The 24,356-nt window shown below is 42.3% G+C and carries 22 protein-coding genes and 1 pseudogene; 6 read left to right on the forward strand and 17 right to left on the reverse strand.

Features of this window, described 5'->3' with window-relative positions; translation table 11 throughout:
• Positions 1 to 75: 75 nt before the first annotated feature.
• From ABEQ74_RS04125 to ABEQ74_RS04135, 3 genes are all read right to left on the reverse strand, one after another.
• On the reverse strand, positions 76 to 324 hold the full coding sequence (locus tag ABEQ74_RS04125) for a DUF1450 domain-containing protein (protein WP_430120910.1): 249 nt from the start codon (positions 322 to 324) through the stop codon (positions 76 to 78).
• 96 nt (positions 325 to 420) lie between these two features.
• Positions 421 to 1,212, reverse strand: a complete 792-nt coding sequence (locus ABEQ74_RS04130) for an SDR family oxidoreductase (RefSeq protein ID WP_430119756.1) — start codon at positions 1,210 to 1,212, stop codon at positions 421 to 423.
• Between the two features lie 253 nt (positions 1,213 to 1,465).
• Positions 1,466 to 2,551 carry a lactonase family protein gene (locus tag ABEQ74_RS04135; protein ID WP_430119758.1) on the reverse strand — a complete coding sequence of 362 codons (1,086 nt, stop codon included), beginning with the start codon at positions 2,549 to 2,551 and terminating at the stop codon, positions 1,466 to 1,468.
• A gap of 171 nt (positions 2,552 to 2,722) precedes the next feature.
• Between ABEQ74_RS04135 and ABEQ74_RS04140 the strand changes: the two genes are divergently transcribed.
• Positions 2,723 to 2,887: a hypothetical protein gene (locus ABEQ74_RS04140; RefSeq protein WP_430119760.1), complete on the forward strand. Its 165-nt coding sequence runs from the start codon at positions 2,723 to 2,725 to the stop codon at positions 2,885 to 2,887.
• Positions 2,888 to 2,963: 76 nt separating this feature from the next.
• Here the strand turns inward: ABEQ74_RS04140 and odhB are convergent, their stop codons facing one another.
• The 4 genes from odhB to ABEQ74_RS04160 form a co-directional block, all read right to left on the reverse strand.
• Complete coding sequence (gene odhB / locus ABEQ74_RS04145; RefSeq protein WP_430119762.1) at positions 2,964 to 4,226, reverse strand: 2-oxoglutarate dehydrogenase complex dihydrolipoyllysine-residue succinyltransferase; 1,263 nt, start codon at positions 4,224 to 4,226, stop codon at positions 2,964 to 2,966.
• A gap of 5 nt (positions 4,227 to 4,231) precedes the next feature.
• Positions 4,232 to 7,108 (reverse strand): 2-oxoglutarate dehydrogenase E1 component, encoded by a 2,877-nt coding sequence (locus ABEQ74_RS04150; RefSeq protein ID WP_430119763.1) that lies wholly within the window; start codon positions 7,106 to 7,108, stop codon positions 4,232 to 4,234.
• A 221-nt stretch (positions 7,109 to 7,329) separates the two neighbouring features.
• Positions 7,330 to 8,232: a DUF72 domain-containing protein gene (locus tag ABEQ74_RS04155; protein WP_430119765.1), complete on the reverse strand. Its 903-nt coding sequence runs from the start codon at positions 8,230 to 8,232 to the stop codon at positions 7,330 to 7,332.
• A gap of 110 nt (positions 8,233 to 8,342) precedes the next feature.
• A complete protein-coding gene (locus ABEQ74_RS04160) occupies positions 8,343 to 8,855 on the reverse strand; it encodes a metallophosphoesterase family protein (protein WP_430120912.1) in 513 nt (170 codons plus the stop codon).
• A 232-nt stretch (positions 8,856 to 9,087) separates the two neighbouring features.
• Here ABEQ74_RS04160 and ABEQ74_RS04165 point away from each other — a divergent pair, with 232 nt between their 5' ends.
• Complete coding sequence (locus ABEQ74_RS04165; protein WP_430119767.1) at positions 9,088 to 9,723, forward strand: LysE family translocator; 636 nt, start codon at positions 9,088 to 9,090, stop codon at positions 9,721 to 9,723.
• On the opposite strand, the gene ABEQ74_RS04170 is transcribed toward ABEQ74_RS04165, so the two are convergent.
• On the reverse strand, positions 9,720 to 11,096 hold the full coding sequence (locus ABEQ74_RS04170; RefSeq protein WP_430119769.1) for an amino acid permease: 1,377 nt from the start codon (positions 11,094 to 11,096) through the stop codon (positions 9,720 to 9,722). The genes ABEQ74_RS04165 and ABEQ74_RS04170 overlap by 4 nt on opposite strands.
• A 222-nt stretch (positions 11,097 to 11,318) precedes the next feature.
• On the opposite strand from ABEQ74_RS04170, the gene ABEQ74_RS04175 reads away from it, so the two are divergent.
• The 3 genes from ABEQ74_RS04175 to ABEQ74_RS04185 are packed head-to-tail and all read left to right on the forward strand — an operon-like array spanning position 11,319 to position 14,970.
• Positions 11,319 to 12,425, forward strand: coding sequence for a GerAB/ArcD/ProY family transporter (locus tag ABEQ74_RS04175; protein WP_430119771.1), 1,107 nt, complete (start codon positions 11,319 to 11,321; stop codon positions 12,423 to 12,425).
• The gene (locus ABEQ74_RS04180) at positions 12,422 to 13,834 is read left to right on the forward strand and encodes a spore germination protein (protein ID WP_430119773.1); all 1,413 of its coding nucleotides are present in this window, start codon (positions 12,422 to 12,424) and stop codon (positions 13,832 to 13,834) included. The genes ABEQ74_RS04175 and ABEQ74_RS04180 overlap by 4 nt, the downstream gene beginning before the upstream one ends.
• Positions 13,831 to 14,970 (forward strand): Ger(x)C family spore germination protein, encoded by a 1,140-nt coding sequence (locus tag ABEQ74_RS04185; RefSeq protein ID WP_430119775.1) that lies wholly within the window; start codon positions 13,831 to 13,833, stop codon positions 14,968 to 14,970. The genes ABEQ74_RS04180 and ABEQ74_RS04185 overlap by 4 nt, the downstream gene beginning before the upstream one ends.
• A gap of 83 nt (positions 14,971 to 15,053) precedes the next feature.
• On the opposite strand, the pseudogene ABEQ74_RS04190 reads toward ABEQ74_RS04185, so the two are convergent.
• From ABEQ74_RS04190 to ABEQ74_RS04215, 6 genes and pseudogenes are all read right to left on the reverse strand, one after another.
• Positions 15,054 to 15,236: pseudogene (locus ABEQ74_RS04190) on the reverse strand (PTS transporter subunit EIIB); the annotation flags it as partial.
• Between the two features lie 164 nt (positions 15,237 to 15,400).
• Positions 15,401 to 15,892, reverse strand: coding sequence for a thioredoxin family protein (locus ABEQ74_RS04195; RefSeq protein WP_430119777.1), 492 nt, complete (start codon positions 15,890 to 15,892; stop codon positions 15,401 to 15,403).
• A 4-nt stretch (positions 15,893 to 15,896) separates the two neighbouring features.
• On the reverse strand, positions 15,897 to 16,313 hold the full coding sequence (locus tag ABEQ74_RS04200) for a thioredoxin family protein (RefSeq protein ID WP_430119779.1): 417 nt from the start codon (positions 16,311 to 16,313) through the stop codon (positions 15,897 to 15,899).
• Complete coding sequence (locus ABEQ74_RS04205; protein WP_430119781.1) at positions 16,310 to 18,424, reverse strand: peptidase domain-containing ABC transporter; 2,115 nt, start codon at positions 18,422 to 18,424, stop codon at positions 16,310 to 16,312. Before ABEQ74_RS04205 ends, ABEQ74_RS04200 begins: the two co-directional genes overlap by 4 nt.
• A 424-nt stretch (positions 18,425 to 18,848) precedes the next feature.
• Positions 18,849 to 20,069 carry a tetratricopeptide repeat-containing glycosyltransferase gene (locus tag ABEQ74_RS04210; RefSeq protein WP_430119783.1) on the reverse strand — a complete coding sequence of 407 codons (1,221 nt, stop codon included), beginning with the start codon at positions 20,067 to 20,069 and terminating at the stop codon, positions 18,849 to 18,851.
• On the reverse strand, positions 20,041 to 20,310 hold the full coding sequence (locus ABEQ74_RS04215; protein WP_430119785.1) for a helix-turn-helix domain-containing protein: 270 nt from the start codon (positions 20,308 to 20,310) through the stop codon (positions 20,041 to 20,043). The genes ABEQ74_RS04210 and ABEQ74_RS04215 overlap by 29 nt, the downstream gene beginning before the upstream one ends.
• Positions 20,311 to 20,489: 179 nt before the next feature.
• On the opposite strand from ABEQ74_RS04215, the gene gccF reads away from it, so the two are divergent.
• Positions 20,490 to 20,693 (forward strand): glycocin F family RiPP peptide, encoded by a 204-nt coding sequence (gccF, locus tag ABEQ74_RS04220; protein ID WP_430119787.1) that lies wholly within the window; start codon positions 20,490 to 20,492, stop codon positions 20,691 to 20,693.
• 408 nt (positions 20,694 to 21,101) lie between these two features.
• On the opposite strand, the gene nagE is transcribed toward gccF, so the two are convergent.
• From nagE to ABEQ74_RS04235, 3 genes are all read right to left on the reverse strand, one after another.
• Complete coding sequence (nagE, locus tag ABEQ74_RS04225; protein ID WP_430119789.1) at positions 21,102 to 22,559, reverse strand: N-acetylglucosamine-specific PTS transporter subunit IIBC; 1,458 nt, start codon at positions 22,557 to 22,559, stop codon at positions 21,102 to 21,104.
• Between the two features lie 356 nt (positions 22,560 to 22,915).
• Positions 22,916 to 23,413, reverse strand: coding sequence for a PTS sugar transporter subunit IIA (locus ABEQ74_RS04230; protein ID WP_430119791.1), 498 nt, complete (start codon positions 23,411 to 23,413; stop codon positions 22,916 to 22,918).
• A 1-nt stretch (position 23,414) separates the two neighbouring features.
• Complete coding sequence (locus ABEQ74_RS04235) at positions 23,415 to 24,305, reverse strand: PRD domain-containing protein (RefSeq protein WP_430119793.1); 891 nt, start codon at positions 24,303 to 24,305, stop codon at positions 23,415 to 23,417.
• Between the last annotated feature and the right edge of the window lie 51 nt (positions 24,306 to 24,356).

A 24,356-nucleotide genomic window follows, 5' to 3' on the forward strand; every position in this document is an offset into this window, starting at 1 on the left:
ACAAACGAAAGGGCAAGATGCGAACCATTCGCATCTTGCCCTTTTTTATATAGTAGGATCACGTCATGAGACGCATTAATCATCTTGGAAAACTGACAACTCTTCCTCAATGGCTGCTTTGATCTTCTCAACGCATTCCTCTGTCGTAGCCGCGAACACACGCTTGCCATTTACCAATGCATAAGGCCGAAGCTTGCATAGCCCGCAAAGATTCATGCAATCTGCCCGCAGGACAGCGATTTCGGGATATATGTCCTCAAGATGCTCAAGTTCCAAAGCACTCATCAAGTTACTGTCGCATATTTCCACAACGACAATTCCCATCCCCATCTCAATCACCACAATTCTATTTGACAATTCGTTCATTCATTATGATGAAAACGACCGGTTTTGTCAAATAATCGATCTATGTAAGTGAGATTAATGGATGAGGGATTCTGCCCCATCGATATAAATTTCAGTGCCGGTAATATGGGAGGCATCATCCGATGCTAGAAAGGACACCAGCTGGGCTACCTGTGCCGGTTGTCCCGGACCATCCGCCAAAGGCTGGTCGCCTTCCGGGTACTCAATCGGGATTGTCACCTCTTCAAGCTCCGGCTTCGCAATCGTGCTCTCATCGATATTAGTCGCGATAGCACCGGGACAAATCGCATTCACCCGAATTTTGTATCGAGCCAGCTCTAGAGCGGCCATCTTCATAAAAGCAACCTGCCCTGCCTTCGTCGTGCTGTACGCCGAGAATCCGAACCCGGTAAACACCCGGTTACCATTAATGGAACTGGTTATTATAATGCTGCCGCCTTTATCTTTTAAATAAGGAATCGCGTACTTCACCGTTGCAAACGTTCCTCTTAGGTTCGTATTGATGGTAGCATCCCATTCGTCCAGCTCCGTAATCTCGATCGGAGCCTTGGTGCCATTGATTCCCGCGTTGGCAAACACGATATCAATCTTGCCCCACTGCTCGGCTGCTTGACTGAAGCAATCCTTCAACGACTCTGCCTTGGAGATATCGCAGTTGCCTGTCAGCGCTTCGCCTCCGCCTTGTTCAATGGTTCTTCTAACTTCTTCCACACGTTCATGATCGATATCAATCAATAGCAGCTTAGCACCTTGTTCCGCCATAAGAAGGGCTGCGGCCCGGCCGATTCCGGAACCAGCACCGGTTACGATGGCTACTTTTCCATCCAAACGTTGATTTGTTGACATTGCCACAACCTCCCTGTCTTAAGTAATCATGATATTACATACCCTTACGAGTCCTTCTCTGAATCGTATTGGAACAAACTGCCTAAACTCCTATCAAGTCATGGAAGCAGCTCTCTACACATCCCCTCCGGTATCTGAACTTACAAAAAACTAAAAAAATCGTTCCCTCGCTTCAAGGCAACCATATTGCCAAGCATCTGTGGGAACGATTCTCCATATTTAAATTACGCAGTTATAAGATTATCACCAAGGACTAAACTTGAAATACCGCAGGCTTTACACATACCGGCTTGGATTGAGTGACTGTATAACCTGTGAATGTCAGCTTGCCATCTTCCGGACTCACGCTAAATAGGACAAGATTATTTCCGTCTCTGTTGGCAACAACAAGGAACTTGCCGCCTGGCATCAACGTAAAATGGCGCGGATGACCGCCTTCTGTTGAGATATACTGAATAGGGTTTAACCGGCCGTTATCTTCATTCACAGAGAATACGACGATGCTATCGTGACCACGGTTAGAACCGTATACCGTTTTTCCATCTTCCGATACGGCAATTTCAGCACAATAACTTTCTCCTTCAAAATCAGGCGGTAAAGTCGATACCGTATCCACTACCTCCAAACGACCTTCATCCTGGATATAACGAAGCACGGTTACGCTGGAGTTTAGCTCATTGATCACATAAGCGTAAGCCCCACTGGGGTGAAACGCCAAGTGGCGTGGTCCCGCACCCGCTTCAAGCTGTGTAAAGCCATGAAAGTTTAACTTCTGGGCAGCTTCATCTACCGTGTAAGCAAGAATCTTATCCAGGCCCAAATCTTGTACGAACACATACTTTCCATCCGGACTATAGAATGCCGAATGCGCTCTTGGCTGCTGATCTTCCCCAACAGGTACGAGATCAGCATGTTTCTTCTCATCCAGCAGTTCACCTGCTTGTCCATCCTTAACGATCGAATGAAGCCCTACCAAACCTCCATGATAACTCGAAACAATCAAGTGCTTACTCGCCTCATCACGTTGGATGTGGCAAGTAGAACTGCTTACGCTGCGAACACGGCTCTGCTCGGTTAGCTTACCAGCAACAGGGTCAATGTCAAAGCTGATAATCTCGCCTGCCTTTCCTCCTTGCTCCGATATTTCGCCAATGGCGTATAAACGCTGGGATTTCGGATCCACGTTTACAAACGTCGGATTTTTAATGCCAGATACTTTATCAAGCAATTTCATTTCGCCGTTATTTTCGTTAAATTCATACACGCATACACCGCTTTCATCACGTTCCGAATAGGCGCCTGTAAACAGCAATGTACGCTGGGAAGGATTCGTCGTCATACTCATATTCTCCTCTCATAAATCCGTAATCCAATGATATATGTAAGATGGTTACCACCATCCATGTTAACTTTAACCCTCATGAAAATCAAATTCTTGAGGGATGTTGCCTGTTTTTCTTTTGTCCTATCGGGTATGTATTCTATATACTCAATTGAAGGAGGTATTCCCATGACACAACCAAGTGGCGAGGAAGTACGCAATCACCAAAATTCGGAGAACAATTCAAAGGAACAACAAGACAAGGTGAATAAACATCAGGATGTGGAGCCTCAGGCTGAGAATTGGAATCCTCGGGATCTTCCAGATCCAAACGATAAACAATCCAAATCATAAATTCAGTTATATGAAAGAAGGCCGCATGGATATAACCCATGCGGCCTTCTTATTTAAACATATCTCTGCGCTGATCTTAACCTTCCAGCAGCAGGGACTCTGGATCTTCCAGAAGCTCTTTCACAGTTACCAGGAAGCGAACGGCTTCAGATCCGTCAACGATCCGGTGGTCATAAGACAAAGCGATGTACATCATCGGGCGATTCTCCATACGCTCAGCATCAATCGCTACCGGGCGAAGCTGGATCTTATGCATGCCGAGAATACCCACCTGCGGTGTATTCAAGATCGGTGTGGACAGCAAGGAGCCAAAGACGCCACCATTCGTAATTGTAAAGGTACCTCCTTGCAGCTCTGACAATGACAGAGCATTATCACGAGCTTTAGCAGCAAGAGCACCGATTTCTTTCTCAATCTCAGCAAAGCCAAGACGATCTGCATCACGAACGACAGGAACGACAAGTCCTTCTTTCGCTGAAACAGCGATTCCAATATCATAGAACTTCTTCACAACAATATCGTCGCCATCGATTTCAGCGTTGAGGTGAGGGAATCTCTTTAATGCCCCTACAACGGCTTTGGTGAAGAATGACATAAATCCAAGACCAACATCATGCTTCTCCTGGAATGCTTGTTTACGACGCTTGCGCACATCCAGAATCGCTGTCATATCCACTTCATTGAATGTTGTCAGCATAGCAGCCGTGTGCTGAGCTTCAACCAAACGATTCGCAATCGTTTGACGACGGCGGGACATCCGGGTGCGCTCTACCGGTTTGCCGTATTCAGCAGCCGGTGCAGGTGCGGAAGCCGCTGCTGCAGGCTTGCTTGCAGCAGGTTGCTTGGCTTCATTGTGATTCTTCACATCATCATGGTAAATCCGACCGATCGGGTCGCGACCCTGTACCTGGTCCAGATCAATCCCGCGTTCACGAGCCAGTTTGCGTGCGGATGGCGATGCGGTCAGACCGGATCCTTCCTCACTCTGGGATGGTGCCGGAGCTTGCGGCTTCGGTGCTTCCGCAGCCGGTGCCGGGGCAGCCTCCGCTTGAGCGGATGCAGGAGCTTCAGCTGCCTTCGGTGCCGGTGCTTTAGCAACACCTTCCTGTGGAGAAATTTGACCGATCACTTCACCGATCGTTACATTTTCACCTTCTTGACGAAGGATTTTTTCCACAACGCCTTCAGACTCTGCGCTAATTTCCAGATTAACCTTATCCGTTTCTAACTCGAGCAGCACATCACCGATGTTAACGCTATCCCCTTCTTTAACATGCCATTTGAATATCGTTCCTTCGGTGATGGATTCGCCCATAGCTGGTACAGTAATTTCGCTCACAGCCGCTACCTCCCCAATGAGATCTGTTGATTTATAGTTTTACGATTAAGGGCAAAAGAAATGATGGTCTGTTGCTCATAGGCATGAACATCCTGATAACCGCTAGCAGGGCTTGAGCGCTCAGGACGTCCGCTGTAACGGACCTCTGTGCCTTTAGGTGCAATTTCACGAATTCTTGGTTCCATATAGCTCCAGCTGCCCATGTTCTGAGGTTCTTCCTGAACCCAGAGAATCTCTTTGAGGTTCGGGAATTTCTGCATTACACGGGAAATTTCTTCTTTAGGGAAAGGATACAGCTGCTCCACCCGAAGAATATGCAGCCAGGATTGATCAGGGTCATCCTGCTTAGCCAACGCTTCTTCCAAATCGATGGCAATTTTACCCGAGCACAGAACAAGACGCTCCACCTTCTTCGGTGATTTGCCAAGGCCCGGCTGTTCCATCACTTTCTGGAAGCCTCCCTCGCTAAATGCATTCACCGGTGATGCTACCCGCGGATTACGGATCAAGCTCTTCGGAGCCATAATGACCAGTGGACGAGCATCTTCGGTTTCCGTAGAAGCGGCCTGCTTACGCAGCAGGTGGAAATACTGGGCTGCAGAAGTCAGATTCGCCACGGTCCAGTTATCTTCTCCGCTGAGCTGGAGGAAGCGTTCCAATCTTGCACTGGAGTGCTCCGGTCCGTTTCCTTCATAGCCGTGAGGAAGCAGCATAACCATGCTGGACTTCTGTCTCCACTTCGAACGACCCGCTGAGATGAACTGATCAATGATAACCTGAGCACAGTTGACAAAGTCGCCGTACTGCGCTTCCCAGATAACCAAGGTTTCAGGTGAATACACATTGTAGCCATATTCAAAGCCAACAACAGCAGCTTCCGTCAACGGGCTGTTATGGATTGCGAACGAAGCTTTCGCTTGAGGCAATCGGTGCAGCGGACAGAAGGTATCTCCATTAACCGAATCATGGAGCACGAGGTTACGATGCGCAAATGTAGCACGCTCGGCATCCTGACCAGTAATCCGGATTGGTTTGCCGTCAGCAAGGATCGTAGCGAAAGCCAGAGTCTCTGCATGACCCCAATCGACCTTTTCGCCCTCGTCAAGCGAGTTGCTGCGACGCTCAAGAATACGTTTAAGCTTCGGATATACAGTAAAGCCGTCCGGCCACTGCAGAAGCTCGCGATTGATTCCGCGCAGCACCTCGGCAGATACGTTCGTAGCTACTTCCGTTTTCGGCTTGCTGTCAGCCGGGCTCAGTCCGAGCAATATCTGATCAACAGGATCCTTCGCTTTTACGCTCTCGTAACAATTCTTCAGAACGTCAACAATATCATTTTTCAAACCATCCACTTGCTCTTGGGTCAGATAACCACCATCTACCAGTTTCTTCATATAAATAGTACTTACGGTAGGATGATTCTTCACCTTTTGGTAAATCAGCGGCTGGGTTGTTTCCGGATCATCCGTCTCATTGTGGCCGTATTTACGATAGCCGACAAGGTCAATGAGAATACTCTTCTTAAACTTGTTGCGATAATCACTGGCAAGACGGGCTGCAGCGATACATGCTTCCGGATCATCCGCGTTCACATGAATGATTGGAATTTCATATCCTTTTGCCAAGTCACTTGCATAATGAGTAGATCTGGAATCCTTGCCTTCGGTCGTAAATCCGATGCGGTTATTCACGATAATGTGAATCGATCCGCCCGTACGGAACGCTGGCAATTTATTGAAGTTCAGGGTTTCCGGTACAATCCCTTCGCCAGGGAAAGCGGAATCACCATGAATCTGTATGCTCAGAGCTTTGCTCACATCCTGCTTCGGATACCCCGCTTTACTGCGATCCTCCTGAGCAGCACGTGCAAATCCTTCCACCACAGGATTGACGTATTCCAAATGGCTCGGGTTATTCGCAAGTGTAATTCGGATCTCGCGCGCTTCATCATTCTTCAAATAACGATCCGCACCCAGATGGTACTTCACATCACCCGTCCAGCCATAGTTTATGCCCATAGAGCCTTCGGATGGCACCAGATGTTTATTCGGCGAATGCATAAACTCCGAGAAAATTTTGCTGTAATCCTTGCCCAACACATGAGCCAGGACATTCAAACGGCCCCGGTGAGCCATGCCCACCAGAATCGAGTTAACATCCGCTTCGGCCATTTCCCGCACAATCTGATCAAGCAGCGGTACTAGCGCTTCATTGCCCTCTACGGAGAAGCGTTTGGCTCCTACGAAGGTACGATGAAGAAATTCCTCGAATTGTTCAGCTTCAAGCAGCTTCTTCAGAAGCCCTCTGCGCTCGGCCACACTCATCTCGGCCAAATAATGTCCAGACTCGGCCTGCTGGTTAAGCCATTTGCGTTCTTCTTCATCGTGCACATGGCTAAATTCATAGGCAATGGTGCCTGTATATAGTTGTAACAGCCGCTGGATTGCCTCAAAGCCGTTCTTGACATCGTCAGGAGCCTCCTCCCAGACGATCTCTGCAGGCAGTGCTGCCAAATCCGCTTGGCTGAGTTGGTAGCTTTCTGGTTGAAGCAGACTTGTGTCAGCTTCATTTCCAATCCCAATCGGATCGATGTCGGCGGCCAGATGACCGTATGTTCTTATGTTCCACACCAGTTTGCCGGCAGCTACCCCTTTTTTCAATAATTGCGGGTCATAGCTTACACCTTGTCCCTGCGAATCCGCTTTCTTTTCATTGTTTTCCAAAGATGGAGGCGGTCCCCAGCTGGCGAACAGCTCATGGTATCCCGGTTCCACGGATTGCGGGTCTTGCAAAAACTTCTCATACTGATCTTGAATGTAGCCCAAGTTTGGACCGTAGTACTTCTGCCAGGGTCCCTCTGTCATTCTGTCAAGGGTCTTCATCGCTGACTCCCTCCGTCAGATTATTTTGATTGTTCAAGGACGGAATTTCTAATTTTACATGAATTAAATGTTTTCTTACAATTACATTATAATACACTTGGCCTTAATACCGAAAATACCCTTTATATATAATATTGATCTCAGAAACAGATGAATTTGCGTCAAATTTTTGACGATTTGTTCGATTGCCAACCAGTAAACTGTATAAATTCCATTTAAAGTTATATATCGCCTGTTATATCCCCACTCAGCAAGTCCATCTGCCTTAATGGCTCCGGTCCGCTATCCATTCCCATGAGCTTAAGTAGCTGTTTCGCATTGTCGGAAGCATCACCACCCGAGTTGTTGTTAAAAATAACCCAACACTGCTTCGAGTGTTCCAGCAACTGCTCGATCCGTTCCTTCCATTGCTCCAATTCCTCCAAACTGTAACGGTACAAATACCGTACCTCTCGCCAATTGGGCTGACCGCTGGAATGCCACCCTTCAGTATTTCGCCCATGCATGCGGATCATCACGGCATCGGTCCCCGAAGTTTCAAGGACGGCCGGCACGGAGCCAATCCCTGCTTGAGGTTCGTCAGCTATACTGTGAATCCAGCCCTCACTACGCATAAGTTCCATGGTCTTCTCACGGAATTCAGGAGTATACCAGCTCTGATGGCGAAATTCCAGGGCGATTGGCACATCCTTCATCCACTCTCGTGTGCGCTTCAGAATGTCCACATGCTTGCGCTCGCATCCGAACCATGGCGGATATTGAAATAACACGGTTCTTAATTTGCCCGCACTCCGCAGCTCCTCAATAGATACAAGCATGTGATCAAACATCGCCTTGACGCTTGAATATCGTTCCTTGTCCTTTCCCCGTGCATGACCCGTCATCCCCTGGTAAGCTTTTACGATAAAACCGAAATGATTCGGAACCACGGAGGCCCACTTCTTCATCTGTTCGGGTGAAGGAATAGCATAGAAAGAGTTATCCATCTCCACAATGGCGAAGTGCCTGCTGTACATTGCCAGCTTATCGGACGCTTTTGTGCCCTCATCATACAATTTGTCGTGGTCTCCCCACCCCGATACACCTACTTGAATCTGTTGTTCGAGCTGTTCCTTCTTTGACATAACAATCCTCTCATCAACAAGATTTTTCATGCTTGGAACTTCTATTCATTAACCTCATTCGATCATTTTTAAAAGCAAGCATCATGTGGGTTATTCTACCAGGATAGCTATTACTTCTGATCGAAAAAGACATGCTTCGCTTCCAAGCTGCCGTCCTGGATGTAGATTCTCCCATATGAATACTGCGGCTGTCGCCTTTTGTCCGTAGCAGAGCCGGGGTTAAACAGCAGCACCCCTTCTACCCATTCTTTGAAGGGTATATGAGAGTGGCCGAACAAGATACAATCGACTTCCACATCGCTAAATGCCTTCCTTGCACGTATCGGCGTTGTCCGACCCTGTCCGTCGTGTCCATGCACGATGCCGATTCGCTTTCCTTCGATATCCAGCAGCTTTTTGTAACCGAGCCGTTCCACGATTCGATCGTCATCCACATTCCCCGCCACCCCGTCCACCGGAGCATATTGGCTAAGCTGCTCATAGAGTTCCCAGTTGGACCAGTCACCCGCATGAAGAATCAGCTCTGACTGCCTTAAATCGGCAAGCAGCGCTGCAGGAAGCGCCTTCGCTTTTCTTGGCATATGAGTATCTGACAACACGGTAATGCGATAAGGATGATCTATCATGTTTCGCCCCCTTTTTTAGACATATCAGACTTACAGACAAATCCTCTCTATCGTATCAAAGATGTGAACACAATCAAAGCCGCGGGAGTGGGCTCGCGCGGCTTTGATAACTAATTCTTATTTTTTTCATTCTTGGTTTTAGTTTGCCATGCTGCTGAATACAATGTACAAGAGTAGATGTACAAGCATCCTTATTCACGTCAGTGTTACGAGAGGTGAAATAGAAATAATGAGTATTTTTTTAAGCTACATGATCTTGGGCCTTTCCCTGTCTGCCCCTGTAGGTCCAGTCAATGCTGCACAGCTGGATAAAGGGATAAAAAAAGGGTTCTGGCATGCCTGGTTGTTCGGCATCGGTGCCGTGTTGGCGGACATCTTGTATATGGTTCTCGTCTATCTGGGGGTCGTTCATTTCCTGAACACACCGTTTATGCAAACTTTTCTATGGTTATTTGGAGCCTTTGTTCTTATCTATTCGGGAATGGAAAGTATTCTGAACGCCAACAAAGTAACCATCAGCCAAGCAAGTAATGAAGATACGTTATGGAGAAGCATGTTTTCCGGGTTCCTTTTGTCTGTATCCAATCCCATGACCATTCTGTTCTGGCTCGGCATTTACGGTTCGATCCTCGTAAAAACAGCTGCTGACAACAGTTCTGGACAATTGTTTCTCTACAGTGTGGCTGTCATCTCAGGAGTCGTCATCTGGGATTTGTTCATGGCTTCGCTCGGCAGCATATTTCGCCGCTATTTAAGTAATAAAGCCCTCTCCCTGATCTCCATACTTTCTGGATTTTCCTTGATCATCTTTGGTGTTTATTTCGGAATTCGGGCGATAACCCTCTTGTATCCGCTCTTGTCCTAACGCGCAGGCTTGGGACGAAGCTTAGGCTTGTCCAGCTTGGCTGCATTGCCTTGCTCGGATTTTTTCCATACTGAGCGCATGCACAACACAACAATACTGATTAATCCAATAAAGCCAAGACTGATCCATAGCCCTGGACGACTAGTGGCATGGAGTGCGGTGCCGCTGACGGCTGCAGCGATCAATAGCATTCCGATATATCTTTTGATCTTGCCCCATATTGTAAGTTCCATTAACCGACCTGCCGATACCAGGATAAAAAACCAGTTATACAGCAGCATCAGCCCTGCAGCCGTCGTTAAATACTCATAAATCTTGCCTGGCATAAGCAAAGATAACACAATGGACAAGATCAATCCGGCGGCTGTCAGAGAAAGTGCATATAAGGGAGTCTTCCGTTTAAACATTTTCCGTGAAAACAGACGAGGCGCATCCCGATCCTCCGATAACGTAACCAGCATTGTAGTCACGGCATACAGCGAGGCAACCATGGTTGAGAAACCGCCAATAATCAATACTGCATTGAAGATATGGGGTATAAATGGCAGCTTATAGGAGCTAAGCGCCACCACAAAGGGGCTCTTGGACTTTGAGAATTGATTCCACGCTACCATCATCACCGCCATACCAATCGAGAGAACGTATACGAAAGATAACAGCAGTATCATCACTTTCCCCGACTTAGGCGCTTCCTTAGGATTCTTCAGCCGCACGGCCATGACCCCCATGACCTCAATTCCGCCGAACGCATAAAAGGCAAAAATCAAAGAGGACCAAGCGCCCATTCCGCCCGCTGGAAAAAAAGAGTTTATGCTGTTTGGCACATGCGGTTTTGTACCGCCTTTAAGCAACCCCATCCATGCAGCGGCTGCAATAACGAGAAACATGACAATGGCCGCGACCTTGATTACAGCCAGTACATTCTCCAGCCGATCAAATCCCTTGTTCCCAATCCATATTACAAACAGCCCCAGTACGGCATAACCTGACGCAAAGATCCACATCGGGATACCGGGAAACCAAAAACGGGAAAAAATCGCGAGTGCTGTCATCTGACTTCCCATAATCAGCACTTCGGAGCACCAGTACATCCACCCTGTAGAAAAACCGGCCCATCGGCCATAGGCTTGCTTAGCGTAGGTTCGGAAGGAGCCCTTCTGCGGATCTTCCGCCGTCATTCTTGCCAGCACATCAAACACAAAGTAAGTGGCTGTTGCTGCCAATATAATAGAAAGAAGAAAAGCTGGTCCTCCCATTCGAATTCCAAGCGCCGATCCGAGAAAATAACCCGTACCTATTGTGGACGCCACTCCCAGCAGTGATAACTGCCACCATCGTAAATCCCCTGCTTTTGTACCCGCCCCTTTACTCATGATCCGATCCTCCACATCTATGATTGTGCCTTTACAGCCTCTAGCTATTATGTAGAGATCCTTCATGCTTTATGTACACAGAACGACGACGATCCATTTTTTTCTAATTATTCTCACTCCACAATGTGAAATAAAGCGCAAATAGACCTTTACTTGTGTTTTCTCGCATATTTTGGCTGACCCCCGAGAACGATAAACAAAAGAGAGCAGGAGGGGCACAGGATGGCAGGATCACGAAATATTCCTATGAATCAGTTATTTATGATTATGATGCTGACGGCCGGTTTGACCAACCATGTCATGATCATTCCTGTTCTTGTGGAGAAGTCTGGACGGGATTCATGGATTACGATTATTCTGTCTGCTTTTTTATTCCTGCCCATGATTGTACTCACATATGGAATTATTCATAAGATGGGAAATCGCACGATTACACAGGCACTGGAGGAAAGCAGCGGCAAATGGGCACGGCTATTGATCGTTAGCATGTCCGGCCTTTATTTCTTCATGTTTGCCTTTTATACCTTGAAGGAAGTCATTGATTGGACCAAGTCCACCTATATGATCCAGACTCCTGTCATCGCTACCACCTTGCTGCTGATCATATTATGTTATATCACAGTGAACCACGGCATGAAGACGATTGGCATATCTGCCGGTATCCTGCTCCCTATAGTCGTTTTACTTGGCATTTTTGTATCCCTGGCGAATCAAAGAAACAAAAATTACAGTTATCTGCTGCCTGTTCTTGAGGATGGGTTCCTTCCTGTTCTGAGCGGGCTTCCCGTTATGTTTGGAGGGCTGTCCCAATGCGTATTCTTACTGTTTCTTCGCCCACACCTGCAGAAAAAGCCTCGTTTTGCCGTGGTCCTGCTCATGCATGCTGCCTTCATATTTCTGACTTTCGGGCCCACGATTGGCGGCTTAACCGAATTTGGACCTGATGAAATGCAGCTGCAGCGATATCCAGCCTATGAGCAATGGCGACTCGTAAAAATGGGGAAATTTGTGGAGCATGTCGATTTTTTATCCATCTTTCAGTGGCTTAGTGGAGCCTATATTTCGATATCTGTTTCCATCTATTTACTCAAAGAGAACCTGTTTCCCACAACAAAGCAAAAGGCAGGCGTACTGGCCGTATCTACATTACTTGTCATATTGTGTGTTTCTCCCATCAGCAATCTCAAAATGTATTATGCGATAGCAGATTACTTTCTCCCCTTATCCGCTGTTTATATTACAATGTTAAGCCTATTGATGTTCCTCCTAATCCGCAAAACACCGAAAGAGCACCATTCCAGCTCTATGAAAGGAGAAACTGAGCCATGAACATGACGGAGCAGCAGCTTCAAGAGCGTTATGCGAAATCTGATGACATCCGCATCTCGACCTACCCTGGCAAGGAGAGTACAAGCATGCCCTGGGTTATACTCATATACAGTCCGAAGATGTGCGATTCCGATCTGATGTCAGAAGTCTTTGTGCCTGCACTCCTTAAAGAGTGGCAGCTCGCATGCATGCAAGAGCATCCAACCCGTCCGACCAGACTTGTTTACGAGCTCACCTTGGAAGCATCTGATGCCAACGCAGAGTCAGTTGATGAGATTGTATACGGTGGGTATGTCGCTCTTTATTTCCCGCAGTTCGATTTATTATATTCCTATAACACCTGCAAAAATACCGGCCGTTCACCTGAAGAAAGCGCCTCCGAAATATCCATCAAAGGACCTCGGGATGGCTTTGTCGAAGATCTGGATGTCAATGTGGGACTCATACGCAAACGGCTCAAATCTCCAAACCTTGTTTATTCCTCTTACAAGCTCGGCGACAAAAGTAAAACCTCGGTTGGCATCATGTATTTAAAAGACAAAGTGATTGCCGAAGCCGTTGAAGTCGTTATCGATAAACTGAATCAGTACACCGGCGATCCTCCCGTCGGCATTGGGGAACTGGTTGAGATCCTAACGCCTTATCGATTTACCATCCTTCCGATGTTTGATTACACAGGCAGAACCGACCTAGCTTACGATTCATTAACTCGCGGCAGATTGCTCATCCTGATGCAGGGATGTCCCGTCGTGTTGATTGCACCGGCCAGTTTCATGCAGCTTCTGTTTGCCGCAGAAGACCCTCAGATGCCTTTTTATTTCGTATTTCCTTGGAGGGTACTCAGGCTGATCGGTTTCCTTATATCCATCCTGCTCCCGGGGTTTTACATTACGCTTGTATCATTTCATCAAGATCAGATTCCTTTCCCGCTGCTGGCGACCGTTGCCAATACCCGGTTAGGAATGCCTATACCTACCGGGATCGAGATGCTGGTCATCCTGTTTTTGCTTACTCTGCTGCGGGAAGCCGGGATGCAGATGCCTTCTCCCATTGCTTCCACGATCACGGTTGTATCTGGTATCATTATTGGCGATGCTGCGATTCGTGGTGGCTTTTTCTCACCGACGATGACGGTCATCGGCGCACTTTCCTTTGTAGCCGGTTCTACTCATTCTAATCAGGATTTTGTAGTAACCCAAACCATGCTGCGGTTTTTTGTTCTCGCCTTATCCTCGATATTCGGTCTGTTCGGTTTTTTCATTGCCATCTTCATGATGGTTCAATATGCTGCTAACCATAAGCCTTATGGCCAGCCGTTTCTCGCTCCGTTTTCTCCGTTTTCCTTGTCCAGAATCATTCGCAATCTCATGCGGTATCCTGGAAAAAGAAAAAAAGGCGGCGCATTATGAAACGAATCCTGATAACGGTATGGATCATATCCCTCTTGCTCACCGGCTGCTGGGACAACAAAGAAGTGCAGGATATCAACTATATTACGGCGCTCGGTGTCGATTACAAGGATAGACAATACATCGTGTACGTTCAAATGCTGGATTTTGCTACGGTTGCCAAGCAACAGGACAGCAAGCAGACGAATCAAGCACCGATCTGGATAGGCCGTGGAAAAGGGTCTACGCTGGCTGGTGCTCTGATCGATCTATATACAACGAATCAGCAGCGAATTTCATGGGGACATGTTACCGCGTTAGTCTTATCTGAAACAGTGCTTGATCCAGAGCGTTTATCCCAGGTATTTGACCTGACGAATCGTTCGCAGGAAATACGGTATACCAAATGGATATATGGCACTAAGGACAATATGGAGGATTTGTTCTCCGTATCACCGTTTTTCCAATTGTCCCCTCTTCATTCCCTGCTTCATGAACCCAAAGAAAGCTATGCCCAGTTCTCGTTCATACGCCCGATCCAGTTCGTGAATTTCATTCGGCAGTATCGAGAAAAAGCCGCCACTGTCGTATTGCCCTCTCTTCATATAACAAAACAAAACTGGTCAGAGAACTTAAAGCAGCACCCGATCCTTGAAGTTAACGGCGGGTTCCTTATTAAGAACAAGAGTCTTATGGGATGGATGAGCCGGTCAGACTTGTTAGGTCTTCGCTGGTTAGCCACACAGACAACCCGTGCTTCTATCATCGTGCAATCCGACGATGGTGTGACCGGAAGCATACGTCTGGAAAATCCGCAGTCCTCGATTGATGTTATTCGCAAAGGTGAGGAGGTTTCATATCAAATTCACCTCAGAGCGACTGGCACGGTACAGAGCATGTATAGTCAAGTCAGCATCCAGGAAATGAAACAGCTTACCGAAAAGACACTCCAGAAAGAAATGTTTAATACGTTTTTGAAAGCCGCTTCCCTAAATGCGGACCCTTATGGGCTATCTCTTCAACTGTATCGAACCCATCCAAAGCTATGGAGAAAACTGGCGGAACAAAAAGAAGAGATTAACGACGAAACACCGCTTAAGCTTAACATCGACGTGAACCTCAGGTATTGGGGGCAGCGCAAAAATTTAAACCGATAAAAGCTTTATAAATTCAAAAAAGAAACCCGGTACTTTAAGAAAAGTACCGGGTTTCTTCTATTTAAAAGGCAGCTGTTTTAGGACTACATCATCTTTTTAATTTCATCCTTAATGGATTCCGCAGCCGGTCCGAATACGACCTGAACCGCACCCTGACCCAGACGCATGACTCCAGAAGCGCCCAGCTTTTTCAACTCGGAATCTTTAACAGCCTTCTCATCCTTAACTACGAGACGCAGACGTGTAATACAAGCATCGATAGGGATAGATTCTATGTTGAAGATCCTTTTTATAGGCCATGTGGTTCTCCAAAGTTCAGCAGATTCATTCTCAATCTAAACTTAGTGCAAATCACCTAAACCCATTACTTAAAACTTAGGATAATTATCAAATGTTTTTATAATAAGTATCCTCTCAAACTTTAAACTATTTATAAATTTTCCATCAACCACTCCTTTAAGTCAGATTGAGGTAGCCCTTTATTATTCTCCCATTCTATTAAATCTTGTATAGAGCCGTTTGAAAAATGAATTATCGCAGGCGTTTGAGAAAACTCATACTGTTCCTTGAAATAATTCCATTTTTCAGGATTTTCTTCTCGAAACTTTTTAACATTTAAATACCATATATCCTCAAATTTATGGTTATTTATCAATTTGATGAATTGTGGTTCAAATAATTGACAATCACCACAATCTGGTCTTCCAATATATACTATAAAATCTTCTTTATCAGATACCTTATTTTCAAAATTTGAGATGGTTAATGAATTCAAATGATGATAAATTTCTGGTACTTCTACATTACTATCTTGTATTTCGAAATCTTTAATTTGAATATACTGTTTAATAGAAATAATAATTACTGTTATACACAAACCTAAAAGAATTCCAAAAATTATATTCTTATTATTTGTTTTCATTTAATCACTCCTTAAAAATTAAATTTGCTTTTTCATCAAACTCTTCTTTGTTGAATACTGAAATAAATCGAAATTTTTCTTCTCCTGATTTATAAAAAATAACTGTAGGCGTTCCCTGAATCTCAAAATCTTGTATCAGTAGATTTTTATGATCATCACTGTTTATATCTACAGCGAAAATATCTTTTCCAGACTCTTCGATAAAGTTGTTTAAAATGGGCTTAATTTGCTTACAAGACGGACAATTTTTTTGATAAAAATAAGCAATAAATGTTTCGTTTTCCTGAATCATCTTTTCTATCTCAGTCGAAGGAACTTGCTTATAAAGAGCTAGTTCACTATTTAATAAGTTATTAATAGAGTAATAAGCTATTAATAATATGATTACTGTTGCAATACAAAAGGTAATAGTTTTTTTCAAACTGTCTCACCCTTTCCTATATTAGCTGAAGAAAATGTTTTTAAGTCTCCATTACTTAATATATATTTTTTTTGACACATGGTAGATAAATTTATATCATGAGTAATAAATATAATAGTACTCTTTGCATTTAGAAGATAATTAATAACTTTATCTTTTCGCTCTATATCTAATCCGTTTGTTATTTCATCGAGAATTAAAATTTCTGGAGTAAACAAAGTATATCGTACAACATTTAATAATTGCTGCTGTCCTGTAGATAGCTGAACCCCTTTGGAACCAATGACTGTGTTATATTTTTCTGGTAAGGAATTTACAACGTTATCAAAACCAATTTTTTCAGAAATTTCTTCAATTCTCTCTAAATTTATACCCTCCCTCTTTAAAGTAATATTATTTAGAAGAGTGTCGTTGAATATCTGGGGATTAGGTGGGACATATAATATTTTTTTTCTTATTGATTCTTGTGTAATATCTATAGTATTTTTATAATTAATAAATATATCTCCCTGATTTGGCTTGTAATAATTTGCTATAATTTTTGCTAATGTAGATTTACCAGAACCGCTACTACCTATTAAAGCAATCTTCTCTCCGGCATTTATTTTTAAATTAATCTTATCTAAAACATGTGAATTGACATTATAGGAAAATGTGACATTTTTAAGCTCTATTGAATGTATTGTTTCTGATAAGTTTAATTTATCATCATCTAAACAGATACTAGAACACGCTATATCAGAATAACGTAAAGTAGCAACTTTTCCTTGCTCCAATGATGCTTGTAAATTAGCTAAGTTAATGAAGGGTTTAAACATATTAGAAGCTAAAGTATTAAACATTAATAATAATCCAGAAGCTAAATTATCATTAATAACTAGATATGATCCTAAAGAAAATAAACAAATATTGAATATACTCACAATCAGGTTCTTTCCTAAATTTTGGTAACTATCAAATGAAGAAAATCTTTCTTTTGTTGAGAGAAATTGTTCAACTCTATTTATAAGCTCTGTTTTTTTATCTCTTGTGATATTATAATTCTTTATACTTTCTATATTATTAACTGTTTCAATCAATTTAATGTTTAGTTCTTCTTCTTTTTCATACAGATTAAAACTTAAACGTGCATAATGTTCTTTTGAAAAGTAATAAAGAAGGAAAAAAATAATAATAGGTATTATTGCTAATAAGGTTAAAAAAACATTCAACCTCATTAAAATGAAGGTAGTAACTAAAATAGTTATAATCTCCAAAGGTAAAGTTTGGATCAAGAAAATATATCTGCTTCTTATGTCACTTATTTTGTTAAAGCGACTTATAAGTTCACCACTACTAAACTGTTCTATGAAATTAAAATCTTGTCTAAAATATTTTTGGGCAAGATTTTCTAAAAGAAATTTATCCATATATTTATTTGTTTTAATTCTTATTTTTGCATTAATTGCATTTATTATAAACTGCAAAAGTACTAAACCTAAATATAAGATGGTTATACTTCCTATTATACCAATAAATTTATTTGGTATAATCAAATCAAAATACATAGAAAACATTCTTGCTAAGTATATAGAAATTAAATAAGCAACTATGGAAAGTATCCACGAACTAACAAAGTATCTTTTTACTTTTAGTATAGAAGTAGTAAATATTTTTCGTATTTTCTCAGAAGAATTCAACTCTAATTTCTTTGGATCAGTTAATTCTTTTATCTCTAATATAATTGGATTCCACTGCTTCAAAAATTTTTCAATTGAAATAATACTGACTTTCGACTTAGATGGATCCCCGATATAGATTTTTCTTTTCGTAACTTTAAAAATGGTAACAAAATGATACTCTCTTCCCTTAACCTGTGTTATGCAGGGGTAGGTAATTTCTTGAAGAGCTTCTCTTGAACATTCACATTTTGCAACTGTTGATTCTATACCTAAAGCTTCAAACCCCTTTTTTATACCTAAAAAGCTAGTACCATTTTTAGTTGTAGAACAAATTATTTTTAATTGTGATAAAGTGATATCGATTCCCCAAATATTTTTTAATATCATTGATACCGTAGCTGGTCCACAATCATATTCTTCTAACTGTTTAGTGAAGTTCATTTTTTTCATAATAGACTCCTATATTCAGGCTCAATAAAAAATCAGTTCTTGGCAGTTTCTTGACAGTCTGTCCGATATCCAGTGACGTTTGTATTCAATTAGAATGTTAGCTTTACAGTGATCGGGATCTCGCGTAAAATAATGACGGCGTTAAAAACTTTATCGCGATTTCTTTTCTCCAAATTGCGAATTGTCTTGAGAATGCTTCAGGCGGTGAGATACTTCATTGGTTCCTTGCTTGCACCAACGTTCATTTTCACAGTTGAACAACACTAACTCTGAATAAATAACCATACCAATTTGTGTGCTTTTTTTTTCATTCCTACGTGTTTTCTAAAAAGATGAAGATGTTTTTATATTATTCACTCATGATAGATTCTACTTATTGCAACCGATGATTTGCTTGTAGAATAGTCATTGTTCTAAATCCATTTCAACCTAAATATTTCTCTAAACTTTTTTCTAGTAAGCTGTAATCTTTCTTATAATTCCCAAACCCAATATTTTCAAGCTTGCTTAAAATGCTAAATGATTTTTCATATTCTCTTATATTAAAAAATAGTTTAGATAGTAAATAATCTAAGTGAAACCCATTAGAATTTAAACTTCCATATTCTACTTCTGTATGCTCATTTTTATATTTTATAATCTTCTCAATAAAACTTATTTGATTATATTCTGTAATAATTAGATTTATAGTAATCTCCCAAAATAACACATCTGATAAACCTACTTCGGTTGCTTTTAAGTTTTCAAAAATCGAGTTAGCTTTTTCAATATTTCCTTGACTAAGGTAGTACTCTATTAAATCACTTAAAGCTCTGATTTTATACTCTTCAAATTCATCTAAATTCTCACCTAGTCTTATTGCTTTAAGCAAACTTTCTTCGTATAAATCATTATCAATTAATCCTTTTCCATCTCTGCTATATAAATAGAACCATCTAGAATTTTCAGGTTCTTCTTCTATAACAGACGCTAGCAAGGTAATGTTTCTTTGTTGTTTATTTTTTTCTAAGATAACAGATTCCGTATAACCATCATGATGTAAAATAACATTATCAAATGCTATAAAATCGCAAGGTTTACCACTTTCTACATATTTTGGTTCTTCGTGTATTTTTCCATAATACTTAATTTTCACAGTATTAGGAATTATTCTTCTAACAGTTTGAACTACATGCCTTCCTTCAATATTTATAATGGCAGGACAACAAACGATATCAAGATTTAACAAATTTATTTCCTGTAAATTGCTTTTTAAATTAGCAATTGAACCTTTTTCAATAATTTCATCTGCGTCAATAAAGAAAATCCATTCTTTCTTAGAGCTTGAAAGACCATGGTTTCTTATTTCAGAAAAATTTTCAGCCCACTTCTTCTTTAATATTCTAATTCTACTAAAATATTTTTGATTCATAATAATTTCTAATGTTTTATCTGTTGAACCAGTATCAATAACAATTACTTCATCATTAAAGCCTATTTCATCCATTATTGCATCTAAACACCTTTTTATACATCTTTCTTCATCTTTGCATAATACGATAATAGAAATACCTATATTCCTAGTTTTATATCCCCTTATTTTTTCAACTTTCCCCTTTAAATCTCTTGAATATAATTTAATGTGTTCTGATATTTTTTTTGTCATAATAACTCTCCTTATCTTTATTCACAGGAAACATTTTTCTTATATCTGTCCTCTTTAATATATAATCGAGGTTAGTTTCATAATAATCTGCTAATTTTGTTAATAAATGCACTGGAATATCTCTTTCTAATCTTTCGTATTTCGAATATAAGGATTGATCACAATATAAAAAAGCAGCTACTTCCTTTTGAGTCAATTCTTTTTCTTCCCTCAAATCTTGTAGTCTTATTTTTTTCATCATCATTATTTCCTCCTTACATTTTCCCTCCTCATAAAAAATATAATAAAATTCTTCTTGTTTTTTCTCTTTTAGGACAAATTGTCCTAAAAAACAAAAATCAGTTACTAGATTGTTATACTTTGTTTGTCTTTGTAAGTAGAATCGTATTTTTTTAAAAAAGATAAGGAGGAGGAAAATAAATGGCACAATTAAAAACATTCTTATCCGAAGAAGAAATTCAAGAGTATTCATCTGAAGGAAAAGGATTCTCTAAAGCGGAATGCCTTTATTATTTAGGATTATGTAGTTCTGGGTATGATAGTGGGACATGTAGCTTCATTTTTGAGCAATGTGGATTTAATGGTGGTGGTAATCCACCGTGTTCGACATGTACATGTCGCTAAAATGGTTTAGTTAGGTAAAAAAATTCTACTTACAAAGCAAAAAACACTCCAATTTTACTTCATTGTAAGATTGGAGTGTTTATTTTTTAACTCCTTACTATAACTGATGGGTGTCTACAAGCTTAATTATCAATACTTCCAAATAAGAATAATTATAGAGCTGGATAGTGTGTTGCCACTCAGTTCTCCGGTCGGAAACGATTTTATTTTTTTGCCAAAGGTGATGGCGAGAATAGAAATTAAATTGAGTGTTAGGTCAATGACTACCGCTATTCATTGTCTATGGGTATCAGAAACAAAAGTTAATCGGCCTTACTCCGATGGAATTCGGGAGCAAGGCCACTTAAAATTATTATTATACCGTCTACTTGACGGGGCAGTTTACTTTTAAACAGGCCCTTACATCCTTTATAACATTTTCTTGATATCATCCTTAATCGATTCAGCCTGCGGTCCAAATACAACCTGTACAGCACCTTGACCGAGACGCATTACACCTGAAGCTCCAAGCTTCTTAAGTTCAGCGTCTTTAACAGCCTTCTCATCCTTAACTACGAGACGCAGACGTGTGATACAAGCATCAATGCTCGTAATGTTCTCAGGTCCGCCGATATTTGCAAGGACTTTAGCCGCTTTTGATTCTCCGGAGATAGCAGCAGCGGGATTTCCGACAGACGCATCATCTACCACCTCGTCTTCATCATCTTCACGACCTGGAGTCTTCAGGTTAAACTTTACGATAATGATCCGGAAAAGGAAGTAATACAGCACCCCGAAAGCCAGCCCAACAGGTATGAGCAGCCATGCATTGGTGGACAGCTTCAGATATAAGAGATAGTCGATCATACCTGCCGAGAAGGCGAAGCCCAAGTGTACATCCAGCAAGTACATGATTAAACCTGATAGACCTACCAAAATCGCATGCACAATGTATAGTACAGGAGCGAGGAACATAAACGCAAATTCTAATGGCTCTGTAATACCGGTCAAGAACGAAGCAAATGCGGATCCAAAAACTAGTGAGCCGACGAATTTACGCTTAGAGGGCTTCGCCGTATGAACGAAAGCCAGTGCTGCTGCAGGCATGGCAAACATCATAATTGGGAAGAATCCTGACATAAATATGCCTGCCGTTGGATCTCCAGCGAAAAAGCGGGACAAGTCACCTTGGACAACTTCACCAGCAGCGTTTGTGAATTCTCCGATTTGGAACCATGCAATTGAGTTCAAGACATGGTGCAGCCCTAGCGGAACCAGGAGACGGTTTGCGGTACCAAATAAAAACGCGCCAGTACCACCTAGGCTTACAATCCAGTTGCCGAAATCAGCAATAACGAGTTGAACCGGGTACCAAACCATACCGATCAGAACCGCTAAAACCATCGTAGTAGCAGCCGTAATGATTGGTACGAACCGTTTACCAGCAAAAAAACCGAGCCAGTCTGGCAGTTTAATTTTGTGATATTTATTATACAGATACGCAGACCATACACCTACCAATATACCACCGAGCACGCCCATATTCAGCTTTACATCATCTGCAATAAAAGGCATTTGCAGCGGTACTTGCTCTAGGATTTTGGAGAGCACCAAATAACCAATCAAAGCAGATAAAGCGGCAACGGCATCACCTGCGAAACCGATTGCAACACCGATAGCAAATATCAATGGAAGGTTTCCGAATATAACCCCTGCTCCAGTAATCATAAATGGAGTTACATATTGATTCAAGAACTCACCGACTACACCCAAAGGAATACCTTTCTGATAGTCGATCATACCAAGACCTTGCAATATACCTGCCGCAGGCAGTGTAGCCACAGGTAGCATGAGGGACTTACCAAGCTTTTGTAATTTTGCCAGCATGTCAATCATCCTTTCAATTTCAATAATTTAGCATATAACTGAAAACGTTTACATAATGCACCGAATGAATAACCTATTTTTTCCAGTATATTCAGTATAAATACCTATCTAAAAATACCCCCTCCTTGATATGGGAAGTTTATTTAACATTTCAAGGCGGCATATCTCTAGCTGTCATAACCCTTCGGCAGTCAACAAAAAAAGCCAAGAAGAACGGTGACTAAACAAAAATAGTCCGTTGCTTCTTGGCTCATGCCCATGCTAATGGTAACACGCCTTAAAACGTATTCATTTGATGTTGATATCTTAATCCACATCTTCTTGTTTTGTCAATGACCAATATTTATTGCTACTAACTATTTTAATTCAATGGTCAGGACGGTATCTTGTCCTGCTACGACATCACCTGTCTGACTGTCTACATTGGATGCCAGCTCATCCGCATTGGTTACGATGATCGGTGTAATGGTTGGATAACCTGCAGCTTGAATAGCAGCCATGTCGAATTCGATGAGCGTCTGACCCGACTTCACCTGATCGCCTGCTTGCACATGGCTTGTAAAACCTTCACCTTTCAAACCTACGGTGTTAATGCCGATATGGAACAAATACTGCAGACCTGTTGCTGGATCCTCCAGCATTACGGCGTGCTTGGATTTGATAACATGGGCAACCGTACCGTCAAAAGGCGCTATCAATTTGCCCTCTGAAGGCTCAATGGCAATCCCTTTACCCATATGTCCGCCGGCAAACGCCTCATCTGGGACTTGTGCTAAAGGTACGGCTTTCCCCGTTACTGGAGCTGTGACTTGAGTAGCAGTTGCTGTTTTTTTCTTTTTCCAACGATCAAACATGTTATGATTCCTCCCTAGGTTGTTGATTCTTTTGCTGTAGTCGGCCTGTGAATAAACGATATAGATGCATTGCGAGAAAGCAAACCTCCGCTTCGAGAACCTTCTTGCCCAGCTCTTGCTCCATCATTGCGGAGAGTCGGGTGGCCAGATCGTATTCATAAGGAAACTTGGTGCGGATTTGCTCCGCAAACGGATTGTCCACATGGATCTCTTGGTTCAAGATTCGATCTACCGAAAATCTCAAATGCATAAGAAGACGAACATAATCCATGCTTCCGCGATCGAAGGAGATCTTCCGCTCCTCTTCAATATATTTAACCAATTTTCCGACCACATTCGATGCTTTTACCAAATGGCCTACAGGCACATGGCTAACAGCCGAGTACACATGATAGGTCAGGAAACCGATCTCGTCCTCAGGAACCTCAATATGGAAAGCATGACTGATAAGCTCTGCTGCCCTGACGGCGATATCATATTCCTTCGGAAAGCTGATCCGGGTCTCTTCAAGGAAAGGATTAATGATATCCATACCTTTACGAATCCTGTATATCGTAAATTGGATATGGCTGGGCAGGGCCAAATACACTTTATCATTTAGAGTGCCGGGAAATTCCTGTCCGATCAGGTTAAGGATCTGATCTGTAATCTCCAAGACCTGCGGATCAAATTCTTCAAGGAGATGGTGTGCCTGGCTCCATTGATCCTGATCCTCCAGTCTGAACAGCTTCTCAATCCGCTTATCATCTGAAGCAATAGTACCGCCTGATTTTGCGCCAAAGCCGATTCCTTTGCCCAGAATGACATACTCTGATCCCTTCTTGCCACCAGTCACCATCACGACATTGTTACCGATAACGCGTACAACTGTAAACAACTCGATCCCGCCCATTATCTTCCCCCTTTCCTTTAAGTTTAATCAATGAACCGCCGAAGGATTCAA

This window comes from Paenibacillus solani (assembly GCF_050475945.1).
In the GTDB taxonomy this organism is placed as follows: Bacteria; Bacillota; Bacilli; order Paenibacillales; family Paenibacillaceae; genus Paenibacillus_AQ; species Paenibacillus_AQ solani_A.